Source organism: Spirosoma montaniterrae (genome assembly GCF_001988955.1).
Lineage (GTDB): Bacteria > Bacteroidota > Bacteroidia > Cytophagales > Spirosomataceae > Spirosoma > Spirosoma montaniterrae.
Window position 1 is genome coordinate 1,405,387 of sequence record NZ_CP014263.1, and the last position, 21,590, is coordinate 1,426,976.

At 49.7% G+C, this 21,590-nt stretch carries 19 protein-coding genes and 1 pseudogene; 5 read left to right on the plus strand and 15 right to left on the minus strand.

The genetic code is table 11. The annotated features are described in order from the left end of the window. Positions 1–3: 3 nt before the first annotated feature. The 9 genes and pseudogenes from AWR27_RS06095 to AWR27_RS06135 all read right to left on the minus strand — a co-directional run bounded on the left by AWR27_RS06095 (position 4) and on the right by AWR27_RS06135 (position 6,859). Positions 4–309, minus strand: coding sequence for a hypothetical protein (locus AWR27_RS06095; RefSeq protein ID WP_077130373.1), 306 nt, complete (start codon positions 307–309; stop codon positions 4–6). After that, a complete protein-coding gene (locus tag AWR27_RS06100) occupies positions 296–775 on the minus strand; it encodes a hydrogenase maturation protease (RefSeq protein ID WP_077130374.1) in 480 nt (159 codons plus the stop codon). The genes AWR27_RS06095 and AWR27_RS06100 overlap by 14 nt, the downstream gene beginning before the upstream one ends. After that, positions 772–2,367, minus strand: coding sequence for a nickel-dependent hydrogenase large subunit (locus tag AWR27_RS06105; RefSeq protein WP_077130375.1), 1,596 nt, complete (start codon positions 2,365–2,367; stop codon positions 772–774). The genes AWR27_RS06100 and AWR27_RS06105 overlap by 4 nt, the downstream gene beginning before the upstream one ends. Positions 2,368–2,397: 30 nt before the next feature. Further along, complete coding sequence (locus tag AWR27_RS06110; protein ID WP_077130376.1) at positions 2,398–3,378, minus strand: NADH-quinone oxidoreductase subunit B family protein; 981 nt, start codon at positions 3,376–3,378, stop codon at positions 2,398–2,400. Between the two features lie 172 nt (positions 3,379–3,550). Beyond that, complete coding sequence (locus tag AWR27_RS06115) at positions 3,551–4,174, minus strand: TetR/AcrR family transcriptional regulator (RefSeq protein ID WP_077130377.1); 624 nt, start codon at positions 4,172–4,174, stop codon at positions 3,551–3,553. 6 nt (positions 4,175–4,180) lie between these two features. Further along, complete coding sequence (locus AWR27_RS06120) at positions 4,181–4,540, minus strand: hypothetical protein (RefSeq protein WP_077130378.1); 360 nt, start codon at positions 4,538–4,540, stop codon at positions 4,181–4,183. Positions 4,541–4,675: 135 nt separating this feature from the next. Further along, positions 4,676–5,962: pseudogene (gene eat / locus AWR27_RS06125) on the minus strand (ethanolamine permease); the annotation flags it as partial. 47 nt (positions 5,963–6,009) lie between these two features. Next, positions 6,010–6,570: a hypothetical protein gene (locus AWR27_RS06130; RefSeq protein WP_077130380.1), complete on the minus strand. Its 561-nt coding sequence runs from the start codon at positions 6,568–6,570 to the stop codon at positions 6,010–6,012. Positions 6,571–6,655: 85 nt separating this feature from the next. After that, positions 6,656–6,859 (minus strand): YgaP-like transmembrane domain, encoded by a 204-nt coding sequence (locus tag AWR27_RS06135; RefSeq protein WP_198045099.1) that lies wholly within the window; start codon positions 6,857–6,859, stop codon positions 6,656–6,658. A gap of 200 nt (positions 6,860–7,059) precedes the next feature. Here AWR27_RS06135 and AWR27_RS06140 point away from each other — a divergent pair, with 200 nt between their 5' ends. After that, positions 7,060–8,406, plus strand: a complete 1,347-nt coding sequence (locus tag AWR27_RS06140; protein ID WP_077130382.1) for a transposase — start codon at positions 7,060–7,062, stop codon at positions 8,404–8,406. A gap of 70 nt (positions 8,407–8,476) precedes the next feature. On the opposite strand, the gene AWR27_RS06145 is transcribed toward AWR27_RS06140, so the two are convergent. From AWR27_RS06145 to AWR27_RS06175, 6 genes are all read right to left on the minus strand, one after another. Then, positions 8,477–9,763: an adenylosuccinate synthase gene (locus AWR27_RS06145; RefSeq protein ID WP_077130383.1), complete on the minus strand. Its 1,287-nt coding sequence runs from the start codon at positions 9,761–9,763 to the stop codon at positions 8,477–8,479. Positions 9,764–10,035: 272 nt separating this feature from the next. Beyond that, positions 10,036–10,266: a hypothetical protein gene (locus tag AWR27_RS06155; RefSeq protein WP_077130385.1), complete on the minus strand. Its 231-nt coding sequence runs from the start codon at positions 10,264–10,266 to the stop codon at positions 10,036–10,038. A 1-nt stretch (position 10,267) separates the two neighbouring features. After that, on the minus strand, positions 10,268–10,771 hold the full coding sequence (locus tag AWR27_RS06160; RefSeq protein ID WP_077133833.1) for a DUF3291 domain-containing protein: 504 nt from the start codon (positions 10,769–10,771) through the stop codon (positions 10,268–10,270). Between the two features lie 90 nt (positions 10,772–10,861). Further along, positions 10,862–11,407 (minus strand): Fur family transcriptional regulator, encoded by a 546-nt coding sequence (locus AWR27_RS06165; protein ID WP_077130386.1) that lies wholly within the window; start codon positions 11,405–11,407, stop codon positions 10,862–10,864. 120 nt (positions 11,408–11,527) lie between these two features. Next, positions 11,528–13,846 carry a RelA/SpoT family protein gene (locus AWR27_RS06170; protein WP_232325992.1) on the minus strand — a complete coding sequence of 773 codons (2,319 nt, stop codon included), beginning with the start codon at positions 13,844–13,846 and terminating at the stop codon, positions 11,528–11,530. Between the two features lie 127 nt (positions 13,847–13,973). Next, positions 13,974–14,342 (minus strand): helix-turn-helix transcriptional regulator, encoded by a 369-nt coding sequence (locus AWR27_RS06175; protein WP_077130387.1) that lies wholly within the window; start codon positions 14,340–14,342, stop codon positions 13,974–13,976. A gap of 220 nt (positions 14,343–14,562) precedes the next feature. Here AWR27_RS06175 and AWR27_RS06180 point away from each other — a divergent pair, with 220 nt between their 5' ends. From AWR27_RS06180 to AWR27_RS06195, 4 genes are all read left to right on the plus strand, one after another. Further along, positions 14,563–16,590, plus strand: a complete 2,028-nt coding sequence (locus AWR27_RS06180; RefSeq protein WP_077130388.1) for a prenyltransferase/squalene oxidase repeat-containing protein — start codon at positions 14,563–14,565, stop codon at positions 16,588–16,590. Positions 16,591–16,970: 380 nt separating this feature from the next. Next, entirely contained in the window at positions 16,971–19,370 is a 2,400-nt protein-coding gene (locus AWR27_RS06185) for a TonB-dependent receptor (protein WP_077130389.1), read from the plus strand. Positions 19,371–19,372: 2 nt separating this feature from the next. Then, the gene (locus AWR27_RS06190; RefSeq protein WP_077130390.1) at positions 19,373–20,254 is read left to right on the plus strand and encodes a DUF4249 domain-containing protein; all 882 of its coding nucleotides are present in this window, start codon (positions 19,373–19,375) and stop codon (positions 20,252–20,254) included. 2 nt (positions 20,255–20,256) lie between these two features. Continuing rightward, positions 20,257–21,531 (plus strand): zinc metalloprotease, encoded by a 1,275-nt coding sequence (locus tag AWR27_RS06195; protein WP_077130391.1) that lies wholly within the window; start codon positions 20,257–20,259, stop codon positions 21,529–21,531. Positions 21,532–21,590: the final 59 nt, after the last annotated feature.

Below are 21,590 nucleotides of genomic sequence, written 5' to 3' on the forward strand. Positions count from 1 at the left end.
TGTTCAGAGCGTGATACTGAGAATTCCGGTGTTTTTGAGTTCGTACAGCAGCGGTCGGTCGGTGTCGTCGAGGTCGTGATCGAGCAGAATATCCCGTATACTTACCAGCTTATCGCCCAGCAGGTTACGTTCTTTTAGTATCACCCAGTGGGTTTCGTGCAATTTCTCAAAAAATGCCTTCGACTTCCCCGCCACCAGCAGCGCATTCCGGTCGGGGTAATACACTAAGCTCACCTGTGCGTCGTTGCCGAACGCGTCGCGGGCCAGTGCCGCTTCGATGAGCAGGTTACTGTTTTTAAGGTAGAGCATGAAACGCTTCCAGGTCTTTCGTCAATACATGCGCCACCTGCTCGCCCGCCTGCCGAACGGCTTCCGACAGACCTATCTCCAGCCGGGTATCATCTACAGCAATCAGATACACCTGTATGTCGTCGGGGTAGGTATCGCCCAGGATTTTGCGGGCGTAAGACAGAGCCTGATCCCACTTGAGGCTGTGCAGAAACACCATCGGATCCTCCTGAATGGCGGCTTCTATGGCCTCGGCGGGCAGTTTATACAACGTACCCGGCGTTTCGCCCGTGTTCACAACGGCATCCACAATTCGGATACGCGTATAGCCTTTCAGCTTGAACAGCACCTCGAATGCCGATGTACCCATATCAAACAAACCAACTCCGGGCGTGCCGTCAAACACAGGCCGGAGTTGGTCGATTACGTAGCAGCCAACCCCATCGTCGCTACGAACGGGGTTGCCAAAACCCATGATGGCGGTCATAGTTTAAACTTTGCCAGTTCTTTACCCGACTTGCCATCGTGGGCGTGTACGGTGCAGACTAAGCACGAGTCGAACGAGCGGGCTACCATGCCCACTTCTACCGGGTCGTGCGGGTCTTCGATTTCGGTGCCTTCGAGTGCGGCTTCAATGGGTCCTGGTTTGCCCTGATCGTCGTTTGGGCCAACGTTCCAGGTTGTGGGGGCCATTACCTGGTAGTTTTTGATAACGCCGTTCTCGATTTCGATCCAGTGGGCCAGCGCACCCCGTGCAGCTTCGGTGGCCCCAAAGCCTTTCCCGTCTTTTTCTTCAGGCTTGATGTAAAACTCGCCGTTGAGGTCAATCTGCCGGAGCCACTCATCGATGAGCACATACAGCCGGGCGGCTTCATGCACACGGGCCAGGGTGCGGGTAAACACGTTTGGTCCCATCTTATCCATGACATCGCCAAACAGTGGGTCGAAGACCTGGTGGGGCAGCAGATTGTCTGGGTTGGCGTTCATAATCACCCGCGCCAGTGGCCCTGCTTCGGCGGCAAAATCCTGGTAGCGCGGTGCCTTCGACCAACTGTATTTTTTCTTGAAATCGGTTTGATGAAGCGTATGCGACTGCACCGGTACGGGCATCGGCTCGTCCCAGGGGTGCGCGGCTGGAACATCCTCAAACCACGTATGCGAAACGTGTTCCTTGATACTCATATGGTCGAACACGCTGTATTTATTACCGTCGTAAAATCCGCTGCGGCTAATCAGGGCTGCGTTGCGGCCTTCAACGGTTGGCTTCTGGTAGTGGTCTTTGTGGAGGTAGGTGCCATAGGCAACGAATTTGCCTACGCCCTGCCCAAACTTATGCAGCCCAAACTCTAAACTGGCCCGGACAAATAGTCCCAGATCAGAGTTGCGCTGCGACTCGTTCTCATCGACCCAGGCCATCAGGTCGTCCCAGGACTTGATTTGCAGGTAGCGTTCGATGGAGCAGCCCAGCCAGAGCGTTTCGAGCCAGTCTTTGCGAAACTGGTTCATGATGGCATGGGCGCGGGTGATGTCTTTGAGCGTGGGCGCACACATCACACCCCCCGGCACCATATAGCTCGAATGCGGCCACTGACCGCCGAAGAGGGCATACACCTCCACGGGCCGACCACTGGCTACGACACCCCGCTGAAACGAAGTGCCGACGTAAGCCGCAAAGCGTTTTACCACCTCGTCGTACAGCGGCTTGTTGGCAAATTTTTTGTTTGCCATATCGGTTGCGAAGATGGCGTAAAACCAGCGCGGAATACTCTGAATGGTTTCGGTAGCCTGCCCAATGGCACGCAAGAGCAAGGCGTTGGGAGGCAACGTAGTTTGCCAGGCCGTATCCAATGCCGACGATGCGCAGTAAAGGTGCGAGCCGCCACAGATGCCACAAATCCGGGGGGTCACAATCAGGCCCGCCTGCGGGTCTTTGCCTTCCATAATTTTTTCGAAGCCCCGAAACATGGCGGCCTGCGTGTGTGCCCGCGTTACTACGCCATCTTCCATGTACACCTTTACGTCGAGGTCGCCCTCAACCCGACCCACGGGCGAAATATTCAATTCCTTCTGAATAGCCATTTTTAGCAGGTAGTTGACAGATTAGCTTGATTATTTAGACCCCTGTGTGTACGCTTTTTCAACCCCGAGTGCGCCTTCTACGCCGTGCATAACTTTCTCGAAACCCGCCCGCATGTAGTAGCCAAGTTTAGAATTACCCGTTGGCACTTCCATTGGCAGGCCCAGGTACTTCATTGTCTTGAAAATACTGCCCTGCACCAGGTCGTGGTGAGGAAAACCCGGCTCCGTACAGCCCAGACAAGGGTGGTTAGCCCGCGTTTTGCTCGACTGTCGGTTCCACAGAATGCGGTTGCAACTCGCGCGGGTCATCGGCCCACGGCAACCCACTTCGTAGAATAAACAGCCGTTGCCGCGCTTGCCAAAGCCCCCATCCACTTTGTTGGCGAAATTGACCACGTTGGTGCAGCCCGTCTGAACAAAGTCGGTGAAGAACGTTTTGGGGCGATGGTAGTCATCGAGCAGCACGTCGCCGATGCGGCCCGTGGCAATGGCGACCAGAATCTGCGTGATCCAGTCGGGGTGGGCCGGGCAACCGGGGATATTAATAACCGGCAGTCCGCCCTTCGAGGTGTAATTACTCCCCAGAAAGCCGCCTTTGGCTTTTTTGAGGAATTGCATGCCCGTCGACTCGCTGGGATTAGGCGGAACGGCTGGAATACCTCCCCAAGTGGCGCAATCGCCGATGGCAACCACGTAGCCAACTACTTTCGAGAGGTCGCGCACCCATTCCTGCATGGGTCGGTCGGCAAAGTAGTTCATTGTGCCGGTGCCGTGGGGTCCCTGAATAATGCTACCCTCATATACCAGAATATCGCACTGGGTGCGGCCCTGTACAATGTCGTTGAGCAGGTGAATGACCTGGTCACCGATTTCCAGCCCGATAGACGGATGCCAGAGGATATTCACCCCGAAATCGGTTACTAAATCGACAACAGTCGGTTCCTCGGCGTTTAGGAATGACATGGTGTTGCCACTACATGCACCACCCTGAAGCCACAATACATTAGCCATGCGAGACGGGTTCTTAAGGTTAAGGCGACAATTGAACTATCTGTAGTGCAAATATAATTTTTATTGAGAATTAGAAAAATTTTTCTAAAATTATTTTCTGCCAACAGTACGCTCAGGTTCGCACGCCCTGAACGAGTGCCGGAGTCGCTATAGAATACGGTGGGCCAAAGGCTCAGTAATTGATCAATGGTGCCACCACATCGTCAAATTCGGCAACTCCTTCAGTGGTAAGATAAGGCTTGAGGTAATTCCAGATCGTTTGTTTATAAACGGTCTCGTTGCACAACCGCCCTCGCATGGTGTTTGATACAGGCAGAAAGATCAGACTCGTCCAGAGCGTTTCTGCCAGTTGATCGTACTGACCTGAGTTTTCTTCGGCTCGCAGTACACCGCGTTTAATCTGAAAATCGAGCCAGCTCCGAAGCTGAATAAGCATTTTATTAACGGCGCGTTGCCAAACCTGCTGAGACGGAGTCTGTTCAAGGCTCTGCTTGAAAAATTCGGCTAAGTAAAACTGGTTTTGCCGGAAAAACTGATAGTATAAACTCAACTGCTGATCGAACGCGCTCAGTTGTGGACTTTGCAGATACTGGCGGAAAATGTGGGCGAATTCATCGAGTACCTGCTCATAAACCGACTCGACAATAGCGTCTTTGGTTTTAAAATGATAGGCAAGATTGCCAACGCTGATGCCAATTTCTTCGGCAATTTGCTGAAGCCGCACTGCATCGACGCCGTACTCATTAAAAAGCCGGATCGAGGCCGATAAAATGCGTTGTTTGGTAGAGACAGACATAGGCCATTAGTTGAGGCAAACGTTGAGTTGGCTGGCCGAAACGCTGAGCGTACCGCGCTGGTCCTTGGCTGCCAGTCGGCGCATGAAGTACGCCTGCTGGGCAGCCCGCTTGGGGCAGGCGTGCGAGGTGATCCGGCGTTTGATAAACTGAAGCGGATTGGCTGTGTAGGCAAAGATAAGTTCGACCTCCCACTCGCCCCGGTACAGGTGAATATTATCGATAACAGCCGTATCAGACAGCCACAGATCGTCGTAGTAAAGCCGGAAGTCGGTCAGGTTGCCTTTCCGCTCAACAAAGTGGAGGTTGTTCAGGCCCGCCAGTAAGTTGGCGTAAGCCGCTTTATCCATTGTAAAGAGCGGATTCATAGCTACTTAAGTTAGTGGCCTTAGTATTTTCAAAACGAAAGTAGAGCGTTCTGGTCTGAAATGCTACTGTTTAGTAAAAAACTCTCACCGCACAATGCCCATACCGTTCAGATACCAAATTCATTTTTTTACGAATTAACGCACTAAAGCTTCACTTTTCAATTTGCCCACTACAAACCGCCGAAACAGTAACCACGAAATGGCCAGCAGGCCCGTAAAAATCAGACTAAGGCCCGGATTATACCACGCAATAGCCACCAGACAGACGCCCGATAACAGCAGCGCGATAAGCGGAAACGCCGGATAAAAGGGCGTTCGGTAGGGGCGGAGCAGATCAGGCTCAGTTTGCCGTAGCCGAAATAAACTCAGCAGACTACTGATATACATGACTAATGCACCAATCACCGAGAGCGTAATAATCTGGCCCGTAGTGCCCGAAAACAGGGCGGCCAGACCAATCAGCCCACCCACAATCAGCGACCAGTGTGGCGTTCGGAAGCGCGTGTTTACGTCGGCCAGAAACGCGGGCAGATACCCCGCCCGTGCCAGCGCAAACAACTGCCGCGAATAGCCGAGCGTGTTGGCATGAAACGACGCAATTAGCCCGAACAGGCCCAGCCCGGCAAAAATCCTGGCCCACGAGTTGGTGCGGCCCAACACAATTGCCAGTGTTTCGGGCAGGGGATAATCGATGCTGCTGAGTTGCCGCCAGTCGGTAGCACCGGCGCAGAAGAGCATGGTGCCCAGAGCCAGCACGACCAGTGTACCAATGCTGAGCAGATAACCGCGTGGAATGGTTTTTTGCGGGTTATGCACTTCTTCGGCTACCATCGCTACTCCCTCGATAGCTAAGTAAAACCAGATGGCAAACGGTAAAGCGGCAAACACGCTCCCAATGCCAAAACCCTCGTTATGAGCCAGAACGTTCTCAGTTTTGAAGGCTGGAGCCACCAGCACCATAAACACGAGTAATTCAACCACCGACAGTACCGTAACAATTACCGAGAAGTTGGCCGACTCACGAATGCCCAGAATGTTTACACCGATAAACACCACATACGCACCCACCGCCACCACCAGCACCGGTAAATCAGGGTTCAGGAAATGGGCATAGGCTCCCAGCGCGGCAGCAATGGCGGGCGGAGCCATCAGAAAATCAACCAACGTGGCAAACCCCGCCATAAACCCACCCGTTGGCCCAAAAGCCCGAAACGCATAGGAAAACGGTCCACCTGCTTCAGGAATGGCGGTGGTTAGCTCGGTGTAGCTAAAGATGAAGGTGAGATACAGCACCGTTACAACGAGCGTGGCAACAAGAAAGCCCAGCGTACCGGCCACGGCCCAGCCGTAGTTCCAGCCGAAATACTCGCCCGAAATGACCATACCAACGGCAATAGCCCAAAGCTGTGTGGTCGTAATAACTTTCCGTAGACCCGTCTGTGAGCCGTCGGGGGAGGTTTAGACATAGGTTATCGTTGCAGGAAAATCTGTTGAAGGGCACTCCACAGGCGTTTTTTGAGCGTTTGGTCGGCTTCTATGGTTGGCAGCGAGTCGGCCATCAGGAAGTTAATGCCAAAGAACCGAACGGGCTGGTATCGGTCCATCAGTATATCTAAATGAATGCGGCTGAACGGCACGCCGAACGTGATGAAGTGATGAATGTGCTTCCCGTGTACCAACTCGGCGAAATCGATGTCGCCCGAACCGTGGAGATTCAGCAAATCGACGCCATCGACGTTCAGGTTCACTGCCTTCAGGATTTTTTCTAAAAACAGTACGTTGCTGGGGTCCAGCTCTTCGTCGGCCAGCAGCAGCACTTTATGGTTCAACTGGGGCATAGAGCGGTGGGGCAATACTGGTGGCCGAACGGATGGCACCGTAGGCCGGGGAGCGGCTTTTGGCAGCGGTTCGGGCATAACCACCAAAACGGTAGGTTCTGGCTCGGTAGCATCAATCGCCCACGATTCGTTTCGGAACTGGAAAAGCTGATCGGTTTGGTACAGAGTCTGATAGAACGCTCGGACGGACATAGGCTTACGGCGACAATTCACCAAAACTACAAAAAAACGGCCCCGCTTTTTCGGGAGCGGGGCCGTTTCTGGTCGAAAAACGCAATTAAAAGCTGGGGCCGGAATCGCCGGACGTAGATACATCAAGCACGTCGTACAGCCAGCAGTAGGCTGTTACACAGCTTATTAACAGGTTCACTGTAATGATAATCAACAAGCCGGTGAGCAGAGCAGGCCCCCAGCCAGTAGCGGTTAGAATAATTAAATCTAAAATCAGAAAAGCCCGAACGTATCGATCAAAGAGAGACATATTGCGTTTGACTTTCATGAGCGGTTAGAGAGGAAATAGGATGAAATGTAAATATATGAAATAATGAACATAGCAATTAACCCTATGAAGAAAAATCAAACATGAGTCATCCCGAATTTTAGGGACACTCTGAAAAAAGAACCTCCTTTCTTAGCTTTGAGCATCACCACAACGCCAAAGCCAGAAAGGAGGTCTTTTTTATGGCAACGCCATGCACACAAAATAACAATACGACGCGCGTAAAGTCAACCGCGAATGACTTTCTACAAGCCCGAATACAGCACTATCTCCAACCCATTCAAGACCAGCTACTCCAGCAAATCGACAAGCGACTCGTAGCTACCTTTGCGACCTTGTTTAGCAGCATTCTGCTCTTTCGTAACACGAAGATGGGACTGCTACTGAGTGAGTTAGGAGGCTATATCGCTGGGCATGCCCACGCCCCGGCAGGTACCAAACGCCTAAGCAACCTCTTACGATGCGCCTATTGGGACGCTGCTGTTATCGAGGAGTTTTTCTGGGCCAAGACCCAACGACGCATTGCCCAACTGGCGACTATGGGCAAACGGCCTTTGCTGGTGTGGGATGATAGTCGCATCGAGAAGCCAGAAAGTTGGTTTGTCGAAGGACTTTGTTCAGTCGAAAGTAGCAAGGGGAAACGACTCACCAAGATCAAGAAAGGCTTCTACAAGCCCCCTTCAGCCCGCATCTGCGTGCCGGGCTTTCACTGGACGGGTGTATTACTGGCCGCGCTGGGCGAAACACCCAGTGTGTGCCAGATGAGTTGGTGGACGACGCGGGGCAAGCATAAAGAGGTGGGTACCAACATCATGTTCCGTCTGCTTAGGCAGTTACAGGCCCATCTGCCAGCTTCCGTGCTGCATGTGCTGGATCGGGGCTATGCCAGTAGCTGGACGATTGAGTGGATGAGCCACTTCAAACAGGACTTTCTGGTGCGCTGGAAAAAGAATCACCTACTGACTCACGGCGAAAAAGGCACCAAACAGACCCATCTGCTGGCCCGTAGTTGTGCGCCCCAGAGCCGTAAGCTCCTGCGCGACAAGGAACGTAAGATTACCAAACAGGTCAGTGTGGGTTGGCTGGCCGTTCGTCATGCGGAGCATGAGCTATTGCCTTTATGGTTGCTGGTGGTCCGGGATCGCAGGCATCAGCAACCGCCCATGTACCTGCTCACATCCGTACCCGTCCGGGATGTGCATCAGGCTTGGCTACTGGTACACAGTTACATGCACCGTTGGCAGATTGAACAGGCTTTTCGAGCGGGCAAGGCCGAGTTCGGCCTGGAGTCGCCCCGGCTGTGGTTCTGGGAGAACCGGCTAAAGCTGTTGGGCATAGTCAGTTTAGTGTATGACTTTCTGTTATCGCTGTTACGCCACTGGCCGGATTGGATACCCCTATTTTTGAAACGGTGGGTACCCCGAACAGGCAATCGGCACCGATGCTCGTCGGTGCCGATTTACAGACTGCGGTTAGCCATCTCAAACGCTTTAATGGTGGCCTTCGCCCTCACTCAAAATTCGGGATGACTCATGTTTGTCAGATAAATTGTAGTTAATTCTATGACCTGCGCGAAGGCCACTGCCCGACGCAACAACGTCAGGCTGCAACACCCTGGCGTTGAATGATGGCTTCGCGGTCGGGGCTGGTCGAAATGAAACTGATGGGCAGATTAAGTGTTTCTTCCAGAAACAGCACGTAATCGGCCAGGGCAGGGGGCATGTCATCGAATGAGCGAATCCCGGCCAGATCGGTCTGCCAGCCTTTAAACGATTTATAAATGGGCGTTACGTCGGTATCGGTCAGGTCGTATGGCATTTGCTCGGTTAGCGTACCATCGGCGAGTTGGTAGTGTGTGCAGACCTGAATTTCGTCGAAAATATTCAGCACGTCTACCTTCATCATCACCAACTGCGTTACGCCGTTAATCATAACAGCGTATTTCAGCGCGGGCAGATCGAGCCAGCCACACCGGCGCGGGCGGCCCGTGGTGGAACCAAATTCGCGTCCTTCCTGCCGCATTCGTTCGCCGGTTTCATCGAGCAACTCAGTAGGGAATGGCCCACTGCCAACGCGGGTACAATAGGCTTTAAAAATGCCGAATACCTCGCCAATCTGACGTGGTGCTACGCCCAGACCCGTGCAGGCTCCGGCGGTCATGGTGCTGGATGAGGTCACAAACGGATACGACCCGAAATCAATGTCGAGCAGTGATCCCTGTGCGCCTTCGGCCAGAATTCGTTTACCGCCCGTAAGGGCCGCGTTGATGGCATACTCGCTGTCGGTAAGCTGAAACTGCTTCATGAACTCTACAGCCGCAAAAAACTCCGTTTCGGCATCGGGCAGTATTGAGGCATAGTCAAACTGGTTTTGCTCCAGAATTATCTTGTGCGTCGTTACCAGCCGGTTATATTTTTCGGCGAAATTGGGCGACAGAATATCACCCACGCGCAGCCCCTGCCGGGCCACTTTGTCCTGATAGGTGGGGCCGATACCGCGCAGCGTTGAGCCAATTTTCGAGGCTCCTTTGGCCTGTTCGTAAGCTGCATCTAAAAGCCGGTGCGTCGGGATAATGATCGACGCTTTGCGCGAGATTTCTAAATTCTGCGTCAGGGCCAAGTTAAATTTAGCCAGCCCGTCGATTTCGCGTCTGAACACAATCGGGTCGAGTACTACGCCGTTGCCGATGATGTTGAGCGTGTCATTCCGGAAAATGCCAGACGGAATCTGGTGCAGAACATGCTTGATGCCATCGAATTCGAGTGTGTGCCCAGCGTTGGGGCCACCCTGAAACCGGGCCACAACCTGATACTGTGGTGCCAGTACATCCACAATTTTCCCTTTTCCTTCGTCGCCCCACTGGAGGCCCAATAAAACGTCTACCATTCGTCTGGAAATTAAAAAATGCCTCTATCGGGCAACCTGACTTTGTCGTTGAATCGGAAGATGTCAACGGTTACTTTACCAATAATTGATAGTGCTTCAATGAATCCGCCTACTAACCGAAAGTGTTCAGACCAGATGTCTGTACGCGGATTGTAAAAACGAACTATCTCATGATTACTCCAATCGATGGAAGCAATGTCGGTCCCTTTATTTCGCATGAATAAGCTGCTCGCTGGGCAACTTGTTTTCGGGATGAAAGGGGAACTGGAACGCTATTGGTGGGCATACTGCTTTGCTTTTGCCTTTGCCAATCGCATGATGTGTTCTACATTCATGAAGTTGTTGATTGTTTCAACCTCGTCGGGTGTAGCTGTGCCGTTTTTCTCCTTGTCCAATAGTGAATAAAAATAGTCGTGTACTTCTTCAGAAACCCTGAAACTTAACACTTTCTCTGGAGAGATATTAGCCAGCATAAAATCGACTAAAGTTGCATATGGATTCATATCAGGCAGCAGTTTTAATAACTGATTGATGGTGCAAGTTAATAATGCTTTCCGGCTCAGGCCATACGTTACGAAACGTAAACGCTGTAGGGCCGGGGCCGTGTGCGTTCAGACGTGCCAGCCGTTCTTTGGCTTCGTCGACCGTGGGAATGTGTCCCGCAGGTATCCACCAGAGTACGGTCATAAACTGGTTGGGCGAATCCACGCCGGGCTTCTCAAACCACTTCGTCCGGTCGCGCATGACGGCGGTATGCATCGAGCGAAACACGAAATGCTGCAACTGTTCCAGCGATGCCCAAACCGACATATTCACGATAATCCGCTCGTCATCGAACGGGCGCAGCGACGTAGCATCATTTCCGTCGCCGGTCAGTCGCCAGATAAATCCGTCGCTTTGTTCGGCCAGCGTATTGATGGTGTCTAACTGGGCTACGAAGTCCGCCATGATCGGATGGGCGATGGTAGAGGCGAGCATCCGCGAAATGTTCAGTTGGGCAAGGGGCATGATTTCAGTTGTCAGTGAACAGTCAGCAACCAACAGTGTTTGCAGTCCGTAGTGAGTGGTCAACAGTTATCCGTTACCATCGGCCAGCACCTATCCGTTGTTGCGGTTCCCTGCCGGGGTTGCTGACTGTTCATTGTAAACACTGTTGGTTGTTGGCTGCTCACTGTTCACTGTGTTTCGGTTTTCGCAGAAATCGCGGGCGCAGGAGCCGTAGAAGATAAGCGAGTGATGCATGACATTGAACTTCAGCATGTCGCCCACCATATTTTGAATATTCTGCACACGCGGATCGCAGAACTCCATCACTTTGTGGCAGTCGGTACAGATCAGGTGGTCATGCTGGCGATAGCCATACGATTTTTCGTATTGGGCCAGATTGCGGCCAAATTGGTGCTTCGTCACCAGATCGCAGTCAACCAGTACGTCGAGCGTATTATAGACGGTGGCCCGGCTAACGCTGTAGTTTTTATTTTTCATTGAAATAAACAACTCGTCCACGTCGAAGTGGTCTTGCCGGTTGTAGATTTCTTCGAGAATAGCAAAACGTTCGGGCGTTTTCCGTAAACCTTTCCGTTCGAGGTAGGCCGTGAAAATCATCCGGGCCGATTCAAGATTTGTTTGAATAGGAGCAGGCATAATGCAAAAGTAGTGATTTGTTAGTGATGAATGATGAACGATGAGTGATGAGTTGGCTGACGCGAGGAAATACACCGGCGTCAGCCAACTCATCACTCATCGTTCATCACTCATCACTATTCAAAAGTCAAACCGTATCACTTCATAGACGCCGGGCACCCGTTCGAGTTTGCCCATGAGCGTTTCGAGGTGGCTTGTATCCTGTACGTACAGGCGAATGTTTCCTTCAAAAACACCATCTTTCGAGTCGATGGTAACGGAGCGCATATTGATGTGTAATTCATTACTAATCACCCGCGTTACGTCGTTAACTAAACCCACGCGGTCGGTGCCGGTGATGCGTAAACCGGCCAGAAAGGCCAGTTCTTTCTGGCTCGTCCATTTAGCCTTGATAATCCGGTTGCCGTGGTTCGACATTAGCTCTACGGCGTTGGGGCAGGTGACGCGGTGAATTTTTATGCCATCGTTGATGGTCACGAAACCGAACACGTCGTCGCCTGAGATGGGGTTACAGCACTTCGAGAGCGTGTAGTCGATACGGTCCATGTCTTCGCCAATTAGCAGTACGTCGGCATCAACACGTTCGCCATGAATTTTTTTCAGTTCTTTGACGAGTGCTTTCCCGTCCTGATACGCATCGCTATTGAGTTTATTGACGCGGTTTTCTTTGGCCTCCTTGTCCGCTTTGAACTTCTTCAGCTCGGCCACGTCGATATGACCTTTGCCAATGCGATAGAAAAAATCGTCGGTGGTTTTCGAGCCGAAATACGCCCGCAGTTGGTTAATGATTTCGTTGCTCATCTCCATCCGCAGAATCCGCAGCCGCTTCGCCACCAGTTCGCGGCCATCGGTCACGTACCGCTTGTTATCCTCTTTAATGAGGTCTTTGATTTTGGTTTTCGCCTTCGACGTCACCACAAACCGCAGCCAGTCTTCGCTCGGTTTCTGCCGGTTCGATGTAATTACCTCCACCTGATCGCCATTTTGCAGGACGTGACTCAGCGGCACGAGCGTATTGTTGACCTTGGCGGCCATACAGCGTGCGCCAATCTGCGTATGAATGTCGAACGCAAAATCGAGGGCTGTGGCTCCGCGTTGCAACACTTTCAAATCGCCTTTTGGCGTAAACACGAAAACCTCTTCACTATATAGGTTGCTACGAAAATCATCGACAAACTCAATAGCCGCTTTCTTATCGCCACTACTGGCCGATTCAATCAGATCGCGTACCTGACTGATCCAGGCTTCAATGCCTGCGCCCGTTCGGGTTTCATTGCCTTTGTATTTCCAGTGAGCCGCGTAACCTTTTTCGGCAATTTCGTTCATTCGCTCCGTCCGAATCTGAACCTCTACCCACTGCCCCGATTTGCTCATAACGGTGGTGTGCAGCGACTCATAGCCGTTGGCGCGGGGCGTACTGATCCAGTCTTTCAGCCGGTCGGGGTTGGGTTTATAGTGGTCTGTCACAATAGAATAAGCTCGCCAGCAGGCTGCTTTTTCTTCTTCGGGCGGCACGTCGAGAACAATACGCACGGCAAACAGGTCGTAAATTTCCTCGAACGGCTTTTTCGATTTGCTCAACTTGTTCCAGATCGAATAAATCGACTTCGGACGTCCTTTAACTACGTAATTTATGTTTGTATCGGCCAAATCGGTTTCAATAGGTTCAATGAACCGGGCAATGAAGCGGTCGCGGGCTACTTTGGTTTCACGCAGCTTTTTGGCAATGTCTTTGTAAGCTTCCGGCTCAACGTGTTTCAGATACAGGTCTTCCAGTTCCGATTTAATGGCATACAGGCCAAGCCGGTGGGCAAGAGGGGCGTAGATATAGATTGTTTCGGCGGCAATTTTCAACTGCTTGTCACGCGGCATCGACTCCAGCGTCCGCATGTTGTGCAGCCGGTCGGCCAGTTTAATCAGAATAACCCGCACATCGTCGGACAACGTGAGCAGCATCTTCCGAAAATTCTCGGCCTGTTGCGAAGTGCCATACTCGAAAATGCCCGAAATTTTGGTCAGTCCGTCTATAATTCGGGCTACTTTCGGTCCAAACGCCCGGTCAATGTCGGCAATGGTTGTATCGGTATCTTCGACCACGTCGTGCAGCAGGGCAGCCACGATGCTCGTTGGCCCAAGCCCGATTTCTTCGACCGCAATCTGGGCTACGGCAAGCGGATGGTAAATGTATGGTTCGCCCGACCGCCGACGCATATTTTTGTGTGCCTCGGCAGACGTATTGAACGCCTTCTTAATCAGTTTGGCATCATTGTCTTTCAGCAGCGGTTTGGCTTCGCGGAGCAGCCGCCGGTATCGTTTAAGAATTTCCTGGCGTTCCTGTTCAAGGTCAATAATGGGCGTATTTGTGTCGGGCCGCACCGATTCGGCTACAGTTAGCGTGTCTGTAACGGTCGAATCAGCAGGTTCGGTTACGTTGATCATAGGTGGTGTCTGTTCAGGCGGTCGTGCAGGTTGTACTCAATAGTACAAGTTACACCAATATAAACAAAAGTTGAACAGAGCTGGTCAGAAAAATATGTTATGGAAAGACAGTCAGGCTGGACATTCATCAATCGAAGGAAGCGTGTGTCTGTCTGGCTTGCATCCGTAGCTTGTTGTTTTCGTCTCTTAATAAAGCAATGGTTTCCCTGAGCGACCCCACCAAATCTTCGTAGAGTTGTCGGGCATCGAAAGTTGCTCCCGTTTCTTCATTAGCAGGCTGAATTACCCGAACCTGTAGGCCACCGGGAAATAAATCAACTACATCGATACCAAACACCTCAGCGAGTTTGGGCAGGTAATCGACGGTGAACACCCGCTTGTCGCTCTCCCAATTGTGGTAGGTAGTTTTGCAAACGCCGATGCGCTCGGCCACTTCTTTTTGCGTGAGTTTCGTGCGCTCACGATGTTGGATAAGGACAGCACCAAAAAGAATCATACGTATTGATAAGTTATCATGTTTCTGTCCAAAAATAGCGATTTGGGTGATTTATATTATAGCTAATACTTTTGTAAATTGTAGTTGTGGATAGAAATTCACGTTTTTAGGCCGCTTTCCACGATGATAGTACAAAAAGGTTACGTTTTTTAGTCAGGCTATCAAGTTTAACCTGTCACATTTGTGATGTTAAAAATGAATTAAAAAAACAGGTTTTTTCATGAATCCGGTAAGTGCTATTCCATCATCCCAACCTCGTTACCAGAACGTCAATAAAAATGCCATTAGTACTTTCTTTGTGCAAGACCAATATATGCAGATCGTTAACAGTATTATTTGTAAGCATAGTATTAAAGATGACTTATTAAGCTTAGATACGTACAATACTCATCAGTTATACATAAAATTATTCCGATTTCTATCTCCTTTGTTCCCAGCTATTTCGGGTCAGATTGTAGACGAATTGTCGCTTAGTGGGTATCTGTATTTCCGTTCGCTACTAATTGCCGACGGTTTGGAAGATAAAATCACAAACAATTTTAATTTAGAACTATTGGATGAACAATACAACGTAGTTGAAATTTTAGCAAGTGAGTCTCTGCTATTAATGAGTAAGCATTTTCCTGAATACACGCCCTTCTGGCAAGAATTTCAGGAATTGAAGCAGGAGTACGAACGTACAACATCAGTAGAAAAGCAACTATCAGTAGACAGGCCGCTGTTTAGTGAGAACTTATTTAAAAATATAGCTACTGGAAAATCAGTAATGAGTCATGCGGCAGTAGCGGCTTTCTGTCACCTCACTGGTGATTTTGCTTATCACTGTGATTTGAAGCAATGCTTAAATCATCTTCATATCGCTATCCAGTATATGGATGATGTTGAAGATTTTGACGAGGATATAATAAACGGACAATATACTTACCCGCAGTATCTGATCGGGACCTACCTCAATGAAAGACAATTACACACAAACAACTCTCGTGAGTTACTAAAATACCTACACTTGTCTGGAATAACGAATAATTTGATCGGTCAATCTCTTATTCATTTGGAGGAGAGCAAGGCTATTGCTTTTCGTCTTAAACTTGATGATTTAGCTATATTCATCGAGCGGAAAATAGAAAAATATAAACTTCACAAGCAAGAGATAACCTTTTTGATAAAAAAGGCAGAAATAAAAATTGGTAAGAGCGTAGTATTTTCTCAAAACTATTCATTGGGTGAATCTTTAGACAGGGCCAGTAATTACTTGTCAGCAAATGCTGATGAAGAAGGCGTATGGACAGATTTTTTGACGAGTGCTGGCTTTGGTGAAAGCTGGATTACTGCATACGTAGGGCTACAATTAGCGGAATCGGGAAGACATAAGTCTTTGCTAAACAAGAGTATAGATTGGCTGATGAATCCGAAGCTTTCTGAAAGACCAATTTCGTATAACCATTCGGTAATACAGGACGGGGATACAACTACATTTTCGATTGGCTTTCAAAATGCTATGGGATGGCCCGTTAGCTCCTGTCAGTATGCAGACTGGTTTCGGTTTATGAATAATGATGGCGGCTGGGTAACCTACCGCGATGAGCAAAATCTTCGTCGTCGGCTCATGTTGGAAGAAGAGGGCGTAGCGGGGTGGCTGTCAGCTAAAAACTGTGTTTCGGCTGCTGCTGCTTATGTGCTTTCCTGTCGTCAGGATTCGCACGACCATTTCGAGCTGACGTGTCAGTATTTAACTGGGAAAATAAACGAAAATGGTTCTGTTGATTCATATTGGTGGACAGGGCCGACTTATGCTACCGCTTATACGGTCATGGCTTTGTCGAGAAGCAGACAGCATCGACACAAAACACAATCGTCGGTCGATTGGCTGCTGAGTTGCCAACATCCAGGGGGATATTGGCTTAATGAGTACGTGAAAACTCATAGCCCTCTCTTTACGGCCTTGTGTATAAAAGCCCTTATCTTATTTGATGCCAAACGGTATCAAAAGCAAATAAAGCAAGGAATTGACTGGTTATTAGCAGTTCAGACATCAGACGGTAGCTGGCAGACTAATCGCGTTCTGCAAATACCAGCCACCGATATTGACGATCCAAGTACTGTTTTTAGCTGGCGGAATAGCTCGTTCGGCGTGAACTGTATTGTAGATGACCATAACCGAGTATTCACAACAGCTACAGTCTTGAATGCACTGGAGTTGTTTGGAGGTCTCGCCAAAATATTGCCTCCGGAACGCAATGAGGTGTAAGCCAAAAAACCTAAAAAGAGTAGGCATCATTTTTTCAGTATCATGTGACTATGTCTAAATTTTTAGAAAACTCTGAGATTCAAAACGTATCAGAACTGTTTGAAGTGGAAGAGTTAGAATCACGTCTTGAGATGGCCTGGAGCAGTTCCAATCCCTGTTGTGGCAATGGATGTTGCTGCAATACTACCTGCCCTGGTTGCACAGGCACCGGCGGTGATGCGGGTTGCTCTCCTCCCCGTGATATAGTGTGTAGCATTGACGTAGCGGTTTAACAACAGTATAGGGGGCAGACGGTTTCTGCCCCTACCACTTGCCGCAGACAGAGTGTTCTACATGCAAACCGATGTATAGCCGATTTTAGTTATGATAAGCCTGCTGTTATGACCCGAATCTTACTGTTTACAGTGTTATGGATGTACGGTAGCACTGATTGGGTGTTCGCTCAGACCACGCAACGCGCCTGTACGGTTAGCGGTTTTGTGCGAAACCGCGAAAACGAACTTTTGCCACATGCAACCGTGCAGGCAATAGAAGGTGATCGGATTACACAAGCCAACAGTTATGGATTTTATTCGATTACGGTTCCATCCGCCGATTCCATACATCTGCAAACATCGTATGTAGGCTATGCAACGGCATCCGTTCGGCTGGCTTGTCGGCAGAATGCTATAGCTGATGTACAACTCGACGATACAAGCCATCAACTTAACGAGGTTGTTGTTAGCGCGTTGTCCCGACAGGCGAACAATTCGCTGACTATTTCGCCCAAACAATTAGCTGACATCCCGTTTATGCTCGGCGAGAAGGATATTGTAAAGGGATTTCAACTTATGCCCGGTGTGCAAAAGGGGATCGATGGAAGCGGAGCCTTGTATGTGCGCGGGGGCAACGGCGATCAGAATCTGATTATTCTTGATGAAGCAGTTGTATACAATGCCTATCATGCGTTTGGTATCTTCTCGGTTTTTAATGCCGACGCTATCAAAAATGCTGAACTGATAAAAGGCGGCTTTTCGGCGCAGTATGGGGGGCGGCTTTCGTCGGTTATGGCAATTCAAATGAACGAGGGCCGACGCGACAGTTTTCATGGCAAAGCATCCGTTGGCTTATTGTCGGCAAAGGCAACTGTCGAAGGTCCCCTTGCAGCCGGGAAAGGGTCATATATGCTGTCGGGTCGGCGAACTTATTTCGACGCGCTGACAGCCCCCTTTTTTGACGATAATTTTCGGGTGAACTACTTCTTTCACGATGTAAATGCTAAAGCTAATTACGATTTAGGGCGTGCTAATAAACTATTTATCAGTGCCTATATCGGTCAGGATAACGTAGGGGTCCGTGAAAAAACAACGAGTATGCCCCCCAACCGATTTTTTAACGACTTTCAGTTTAGAATGGGTTGGCAAAGTCAGACCGTAACCACCCGGTGGAATCACGTGTTTTCGGGTAAAGTGTTTATGAACACGTCGGCGATTTTTTCAGCTTACACGTTCAATCTGAGTCAGAGCCAAAACAGCCAGGCCCTTTCATCCGAAAACCGCTCATTTACGACCAATCTTCAGTATGCGTCTAAGGTGCGCGACATTAGTCTGAAAACGGATATCGATTATTTTGTGAATGCCAGTCATGCTCTCCGATTTGGCGTTCTACTCACGCGCCATTCCATCACGCCTAATTCCATACAGGCAAGCGACTCGCGGGCTGGCACCCTAACGCAAAACGTCGTTCAAAATCAGCCTGCCGTATCTATAGAGGGAGCGGCTTATGCAGAAGATACGTACCGAATAGGTAATTGGTTCAAAGCGGTGTATGGCCTGCGGCTGTCGGGTTTTCAGACAGGAGCGCGGAGTTATGTGAAGGCCGAACCTCGTTTAAATACCGCTTACACGCTAACGACGCAAACGGATTTGTATGCTACCTACGCCCGCATGAACCAGTATATAAACCTGCTGTCGAATTCAGGCGTGGGTTTCCCGACGGATATGTGGGTGCCAGCAACCGACCGGATCGCTCCGCAGCAGGCCGATCTGCTGACGGTTGGTTTCTCTACCCGGAGGGGTGTCAGTAGCTGGGTGTTTAGTGCAGAAGGCTACTACAAAACTATGCGTAACCTGTTGTCGATCAGGGAAGGGGAAAGTTTTTTAAGCCTCAATAAAACAGATAATGGTCTGCGGATTGCCTACGACGAAAACGACTGGCAGGACAAAATAACGCAGGGAACGGGCTATAGTTATGGCACGGAATTACTGGCTCGTAAAAACCACGGCAGGCTCACGGGCTGGGTCGGCTACACGCTCTCCTGGACGATGTATCAGTTTCCTGACATCAATGGTGGGGTAGCGTTCCGTCCCAGGCAAGACCGCCGTCATGACCTCTCGGTGGTGGGTGTCTATAAACTAAACCGTGTGGTTCAGGTTTCGGCGAATTGGGTTTTTGGCAGTGGTCAGCCCATAACCGTCCCGGAGAGCCGCTATGTGGCAACCGCGCATGTGCCGCTTTTTTCGCTGAATCGAGACGCATCAACTGCGCTGACTTACCCTGCGCGCGGTTCGGTGTTGCTGCCAGCCTATCATCGGCTCGATTTGGGCGTACAGTTCATAAAGCAAAAATCGCGTAACCGTTCCCGAACCTGGGAGATTAGTGCCGTGAATGTGTATAACCGGCAAAATCCAGCTTTTTTCTACGTTGATACAACCGGTGGCAGCAACACGAATGCCGGTCAGCTAAACCGGGTCGTGCTGGTGCCGTTCATACCGTCTGTCTCTTATTCGTTTACGTTCTGACTATGAAGGCGTTATTTATTGGTTTTTTGCTAAACATCAGCGTAGTAGGGTGCATACAGGTAGTAGAACCGCTGGTGCCTTTTACCGAACGGTTAGTGGTTCAATCATACATCAGCCCCCAAGATAGCGTGATTATCGTAGCCGTTGGCAAGTCGGCACCATTGACGGGAATGGGGTTAGCAAATCGTCTTGTCAATCCCAAAGACGTTACGGTAAGGCTTACGGCAGTGGGTGGTACTTCGGTTACGTTGATTAATCAGGCGATGAGCCAAGTAGATTCGGCAAATGGCTGGGTGCGATTTGGGGCTTTAGCCCGGACGTTTCCAGTTGAGTACGGAAAAAGCTATCAACTCAGCGTATCGCATCCGCAGTTGGGCGTAGCCGAAGGTACATGCACAGTACCCGCCCGACGAATCGACCGCGTCAGTGTAAACGTCGATGTTAGCAAAAGGCCCGACGTGCCCGGTGGGCCACTCACGGTCGGTATCAACTGGAAAGACCCTGACAATGCACCAACTTACTACAGTTGTACGCTTTATTCGTCCATTGAGCTAACTGACCCGCTGGCTACTCCCAGAGTGATTACTACCAGTCAGCCGACACTGTATCTATCGGACGAAAACAAGACTGGCGATTTAGTCGGCTCTGGAATAAGGTTCCCTGTTAGCGGTACCGAACGGTTGTTTACGAACCAGTCGTTTGTGGTGGTATCGGTCTGCCTTACCGACGAGTCTTATTACCAGTACAATAGCAGTTTAACCCGGCAGCGTCGGGAGCAAACTGCCAGTCAGATTCCCGAACCTGTTGCCATTGTGAGCAACATACGTGGAGGATTCGGCGTATTTGGAGCCTATACCATCACCAATATTCTTACCCGTCTGTGACAATGCAATCATTTAATGCTTTCGAACCGGGTTTACTTATTCCGCAACTTTCTGCTGATGTGGAATTTTACCCCTTCGACTCGAACACGTATTTAGTTAAACACGGGCTGTTAGGCCATCAGTTACGGGTTAGTAAAGCCATCATGCAGGTGTTGGAGTTAGTGGACGGTGAACGGCCAATTCAAACCATTGCCACTCAGATGTCAGTTCAGTTGAAAAGTGCTGTCAGCAGTCAGCTTGTTTTTGATATGCTGTACAAAGGGCGGTTGTCGCAGTGCGGCATTGTACTCTCTGAACAGACTGTAGCCTCTAAAAAAGCCGATGCATACATCTGGGCTAAGATAATTCTACTGAAAGCACATCAGATCGATAAACTCTGTGATTGGCTGGCACCGCTTTTTCGGCCTAAGTTCTTTTACGCTCTCTTTATGTTGTTGTTAGTTTATTTGCTCACTCTTATACTGAGTCAGAGTATTGACATAGCGAAGTTTGCCCACTGGAAGTTTGGCCCGTCTATGGCTTTGTATTTTTACGGTATTTTTATTCTTAGCACATTGTTGCATGAAATAGGACACGCAGCCGCCTGTCGTCATTTCAACGTTCGCCACGGTCATATTGGGCTGGGTATGTACCTGTTAGCACCAGTGTTTTTCGCCGATGTGAGCGATGCATGGCGGGTTTCTAAATACAAACGACTCGTCATTGATCTGGCCGGAATTTTTATGGAACTGCTGTTCTACTCGCTTATATCTGTCGTGTACTTCTGCATTGATAATCAACTTGTTCTACAACTTATTCTTCTCAGATTAATCGGCACAACAGCCAATTTAAACCCATTTCTACGATTCGACGGTTACTGGGCCTTGTGCGACTTGACGAATGAGCCTAATCTGAGGACAAAATCAAACGCGCTGTTTCAACAAACCCTAACCTGGCTTTTTAGTAGTACAAAATCTCCCTTGAAGACCACACGTGACTATCTGATGGTTACCTACGCTTCGGTAAGCTGGTTTGTGATTATTTTTTTCATTGCCAGTTCATTACTCTATAATTCTGGTGCTATAATGTACGCCCCCCACCATTTGGTCAGGTTGATTGAGCGCATTATTCAAAACTGGGATACCATTACTATCACATCAATATGGCAGTCGATTACCCAGTTGTTGCTACCGCTATTGTTCTATTATATGCTCATCAGGCTGCTGACTCCTCTCGTTATCCGTTTTTGGAAACGTTTGCAACACAGGAAGCTGCATTACATGCGAACGAGATATTAATTCCCATCCATCCCTGCTCAGCAATTTGTTTTTGTTGAAGGTAGGTTGTTTTGTTAACT

Coding starts and splice junctions, on each gene's coding strand:
- AWR27_RS06160 (WP_077133833.1), bottom strand. CDS start 10,771: ATGCCCCTTGCCCAACTGAACATTTCGCGGATGCTCGCCTCTACCATC.
- AWR27_RS06105 (WP_077130375.1), bottom strand. CDS start 2,367: ATGGCTATTCAGAAGGAATTGAATATTTCGCCCGTGGGTCGGGTTGAG.
- AWR27_RS06140 (WP_077130382.1), top strand. CDS start 7,060: ATGGCAACGCCATGCACACAAAATAACAATACGACGCGCGTAAAGTCA.
- AWR27_RS06195 (WP_077130391.1), top strand. CDS start 20,257: ATGCAATCATTTAATGCTTTCGAACCGGGTTTACTTATTCCGCAACTT.
- AWR27_RS06175 (WP_077130387.1), bottom strand. CDS start 14,342: ATGATTCTTTTTGGTGCTGTCCTTATCCAACATCGTGAGCGCACGAAA.
- AWR27_RS06110 (WP_077130376.1), bottom strand. CDS start 3,378: ATGGCTAATGTATTGTGGCTTCAGGGTGGTGCATGTAGTGGCAACACC.
- AWR27_RS06120 (WP_077130378.1), bottom strand. CDS start 4,540: ATGAATCCGCTCTTTACAATGGATAAAGCGGCTTACGCCAACTTACTG.
- AWR27_RS06165 (WP_077130386.1), bottom strand. CDS start 11,407: ATGCCTGCTCCTATTCAAACAAATCTTGAATCGGCCCGGATGATTTTC.
- AWR27_RS06095 (WP_077130373.1), bottom strand. CDS start 309: ATGCTCTACCTTAAAAACAGTAACCTGCTCATCGAAGCGGCACTGGCC.
- AWR27_RS06145 (WP_077130383.1), bottom strand. CDS start 9,763: ATGGTAGACGTTTTATTGGGCCTCCAGTGGGGCGACGAAGGAAAAGGG.
- AWR27_RS06135 (WP_198045099.1), bottom strand. CDS start 6,859: ATGTCTCTCTTTGATCGATACGTTCGGGCTTTTCTGATTTTAGATTTA.
- AWR27_RS06130 (WP_077130380.1), bottom strand. CDS start 6,570: ATGTCCGTCCGAGCGTTCTATCAGACTCTGTACCAAACCGATCAGCTT.
- AWR27_RS06115 (WP_077130377.1), bottom strand. CDS start 4,174: ATGTCTGTCTCTACCAAACAACGCATTTTATCGGCCTCGATCCGGCTT.
- AWR27_RS06170 (WP_232325992.1), bottom strand. CDS start 13,846: ATGATCAACGTAACCGAACCTGCTGATTCGACCGTTACAGACACGCTA.
- AWR27_RS06185 (WP_077130389.1), top strand. CDS start 16,971: ATGACCCGAATCTTACTGTTTACAGTGTTATGGATGTACGGTAGCACT.
- AWR27_RS06180 (WP_077130388.1), top strand. CDS start 14,563: ATGAATCCGGTAAGTGCTATTCCATCATCCCAACCTCGTTACCAGAAC.
- AWR27_RS06100 (WP_077130374.1), bottom strand. CDS start 775: ATGACCGCCATCATGGGTTTTGGCAACCCCGTTCGTAGCGACGATGGG.
- AWR27_RS06190 (WP_077130390.1), top strand. CDS start 19,373: ATGAAGGCGTTATTTATTGGTTTTTTGCTAAACATCAGCGTAGTAGGG.
- AWR27_RS06155 (WP_077130385.1), bottom strand. CDS start 10,266: ATGAATCCATATGCAACTTTAGTCGATTTTATGCTGGCTAATATCTCT.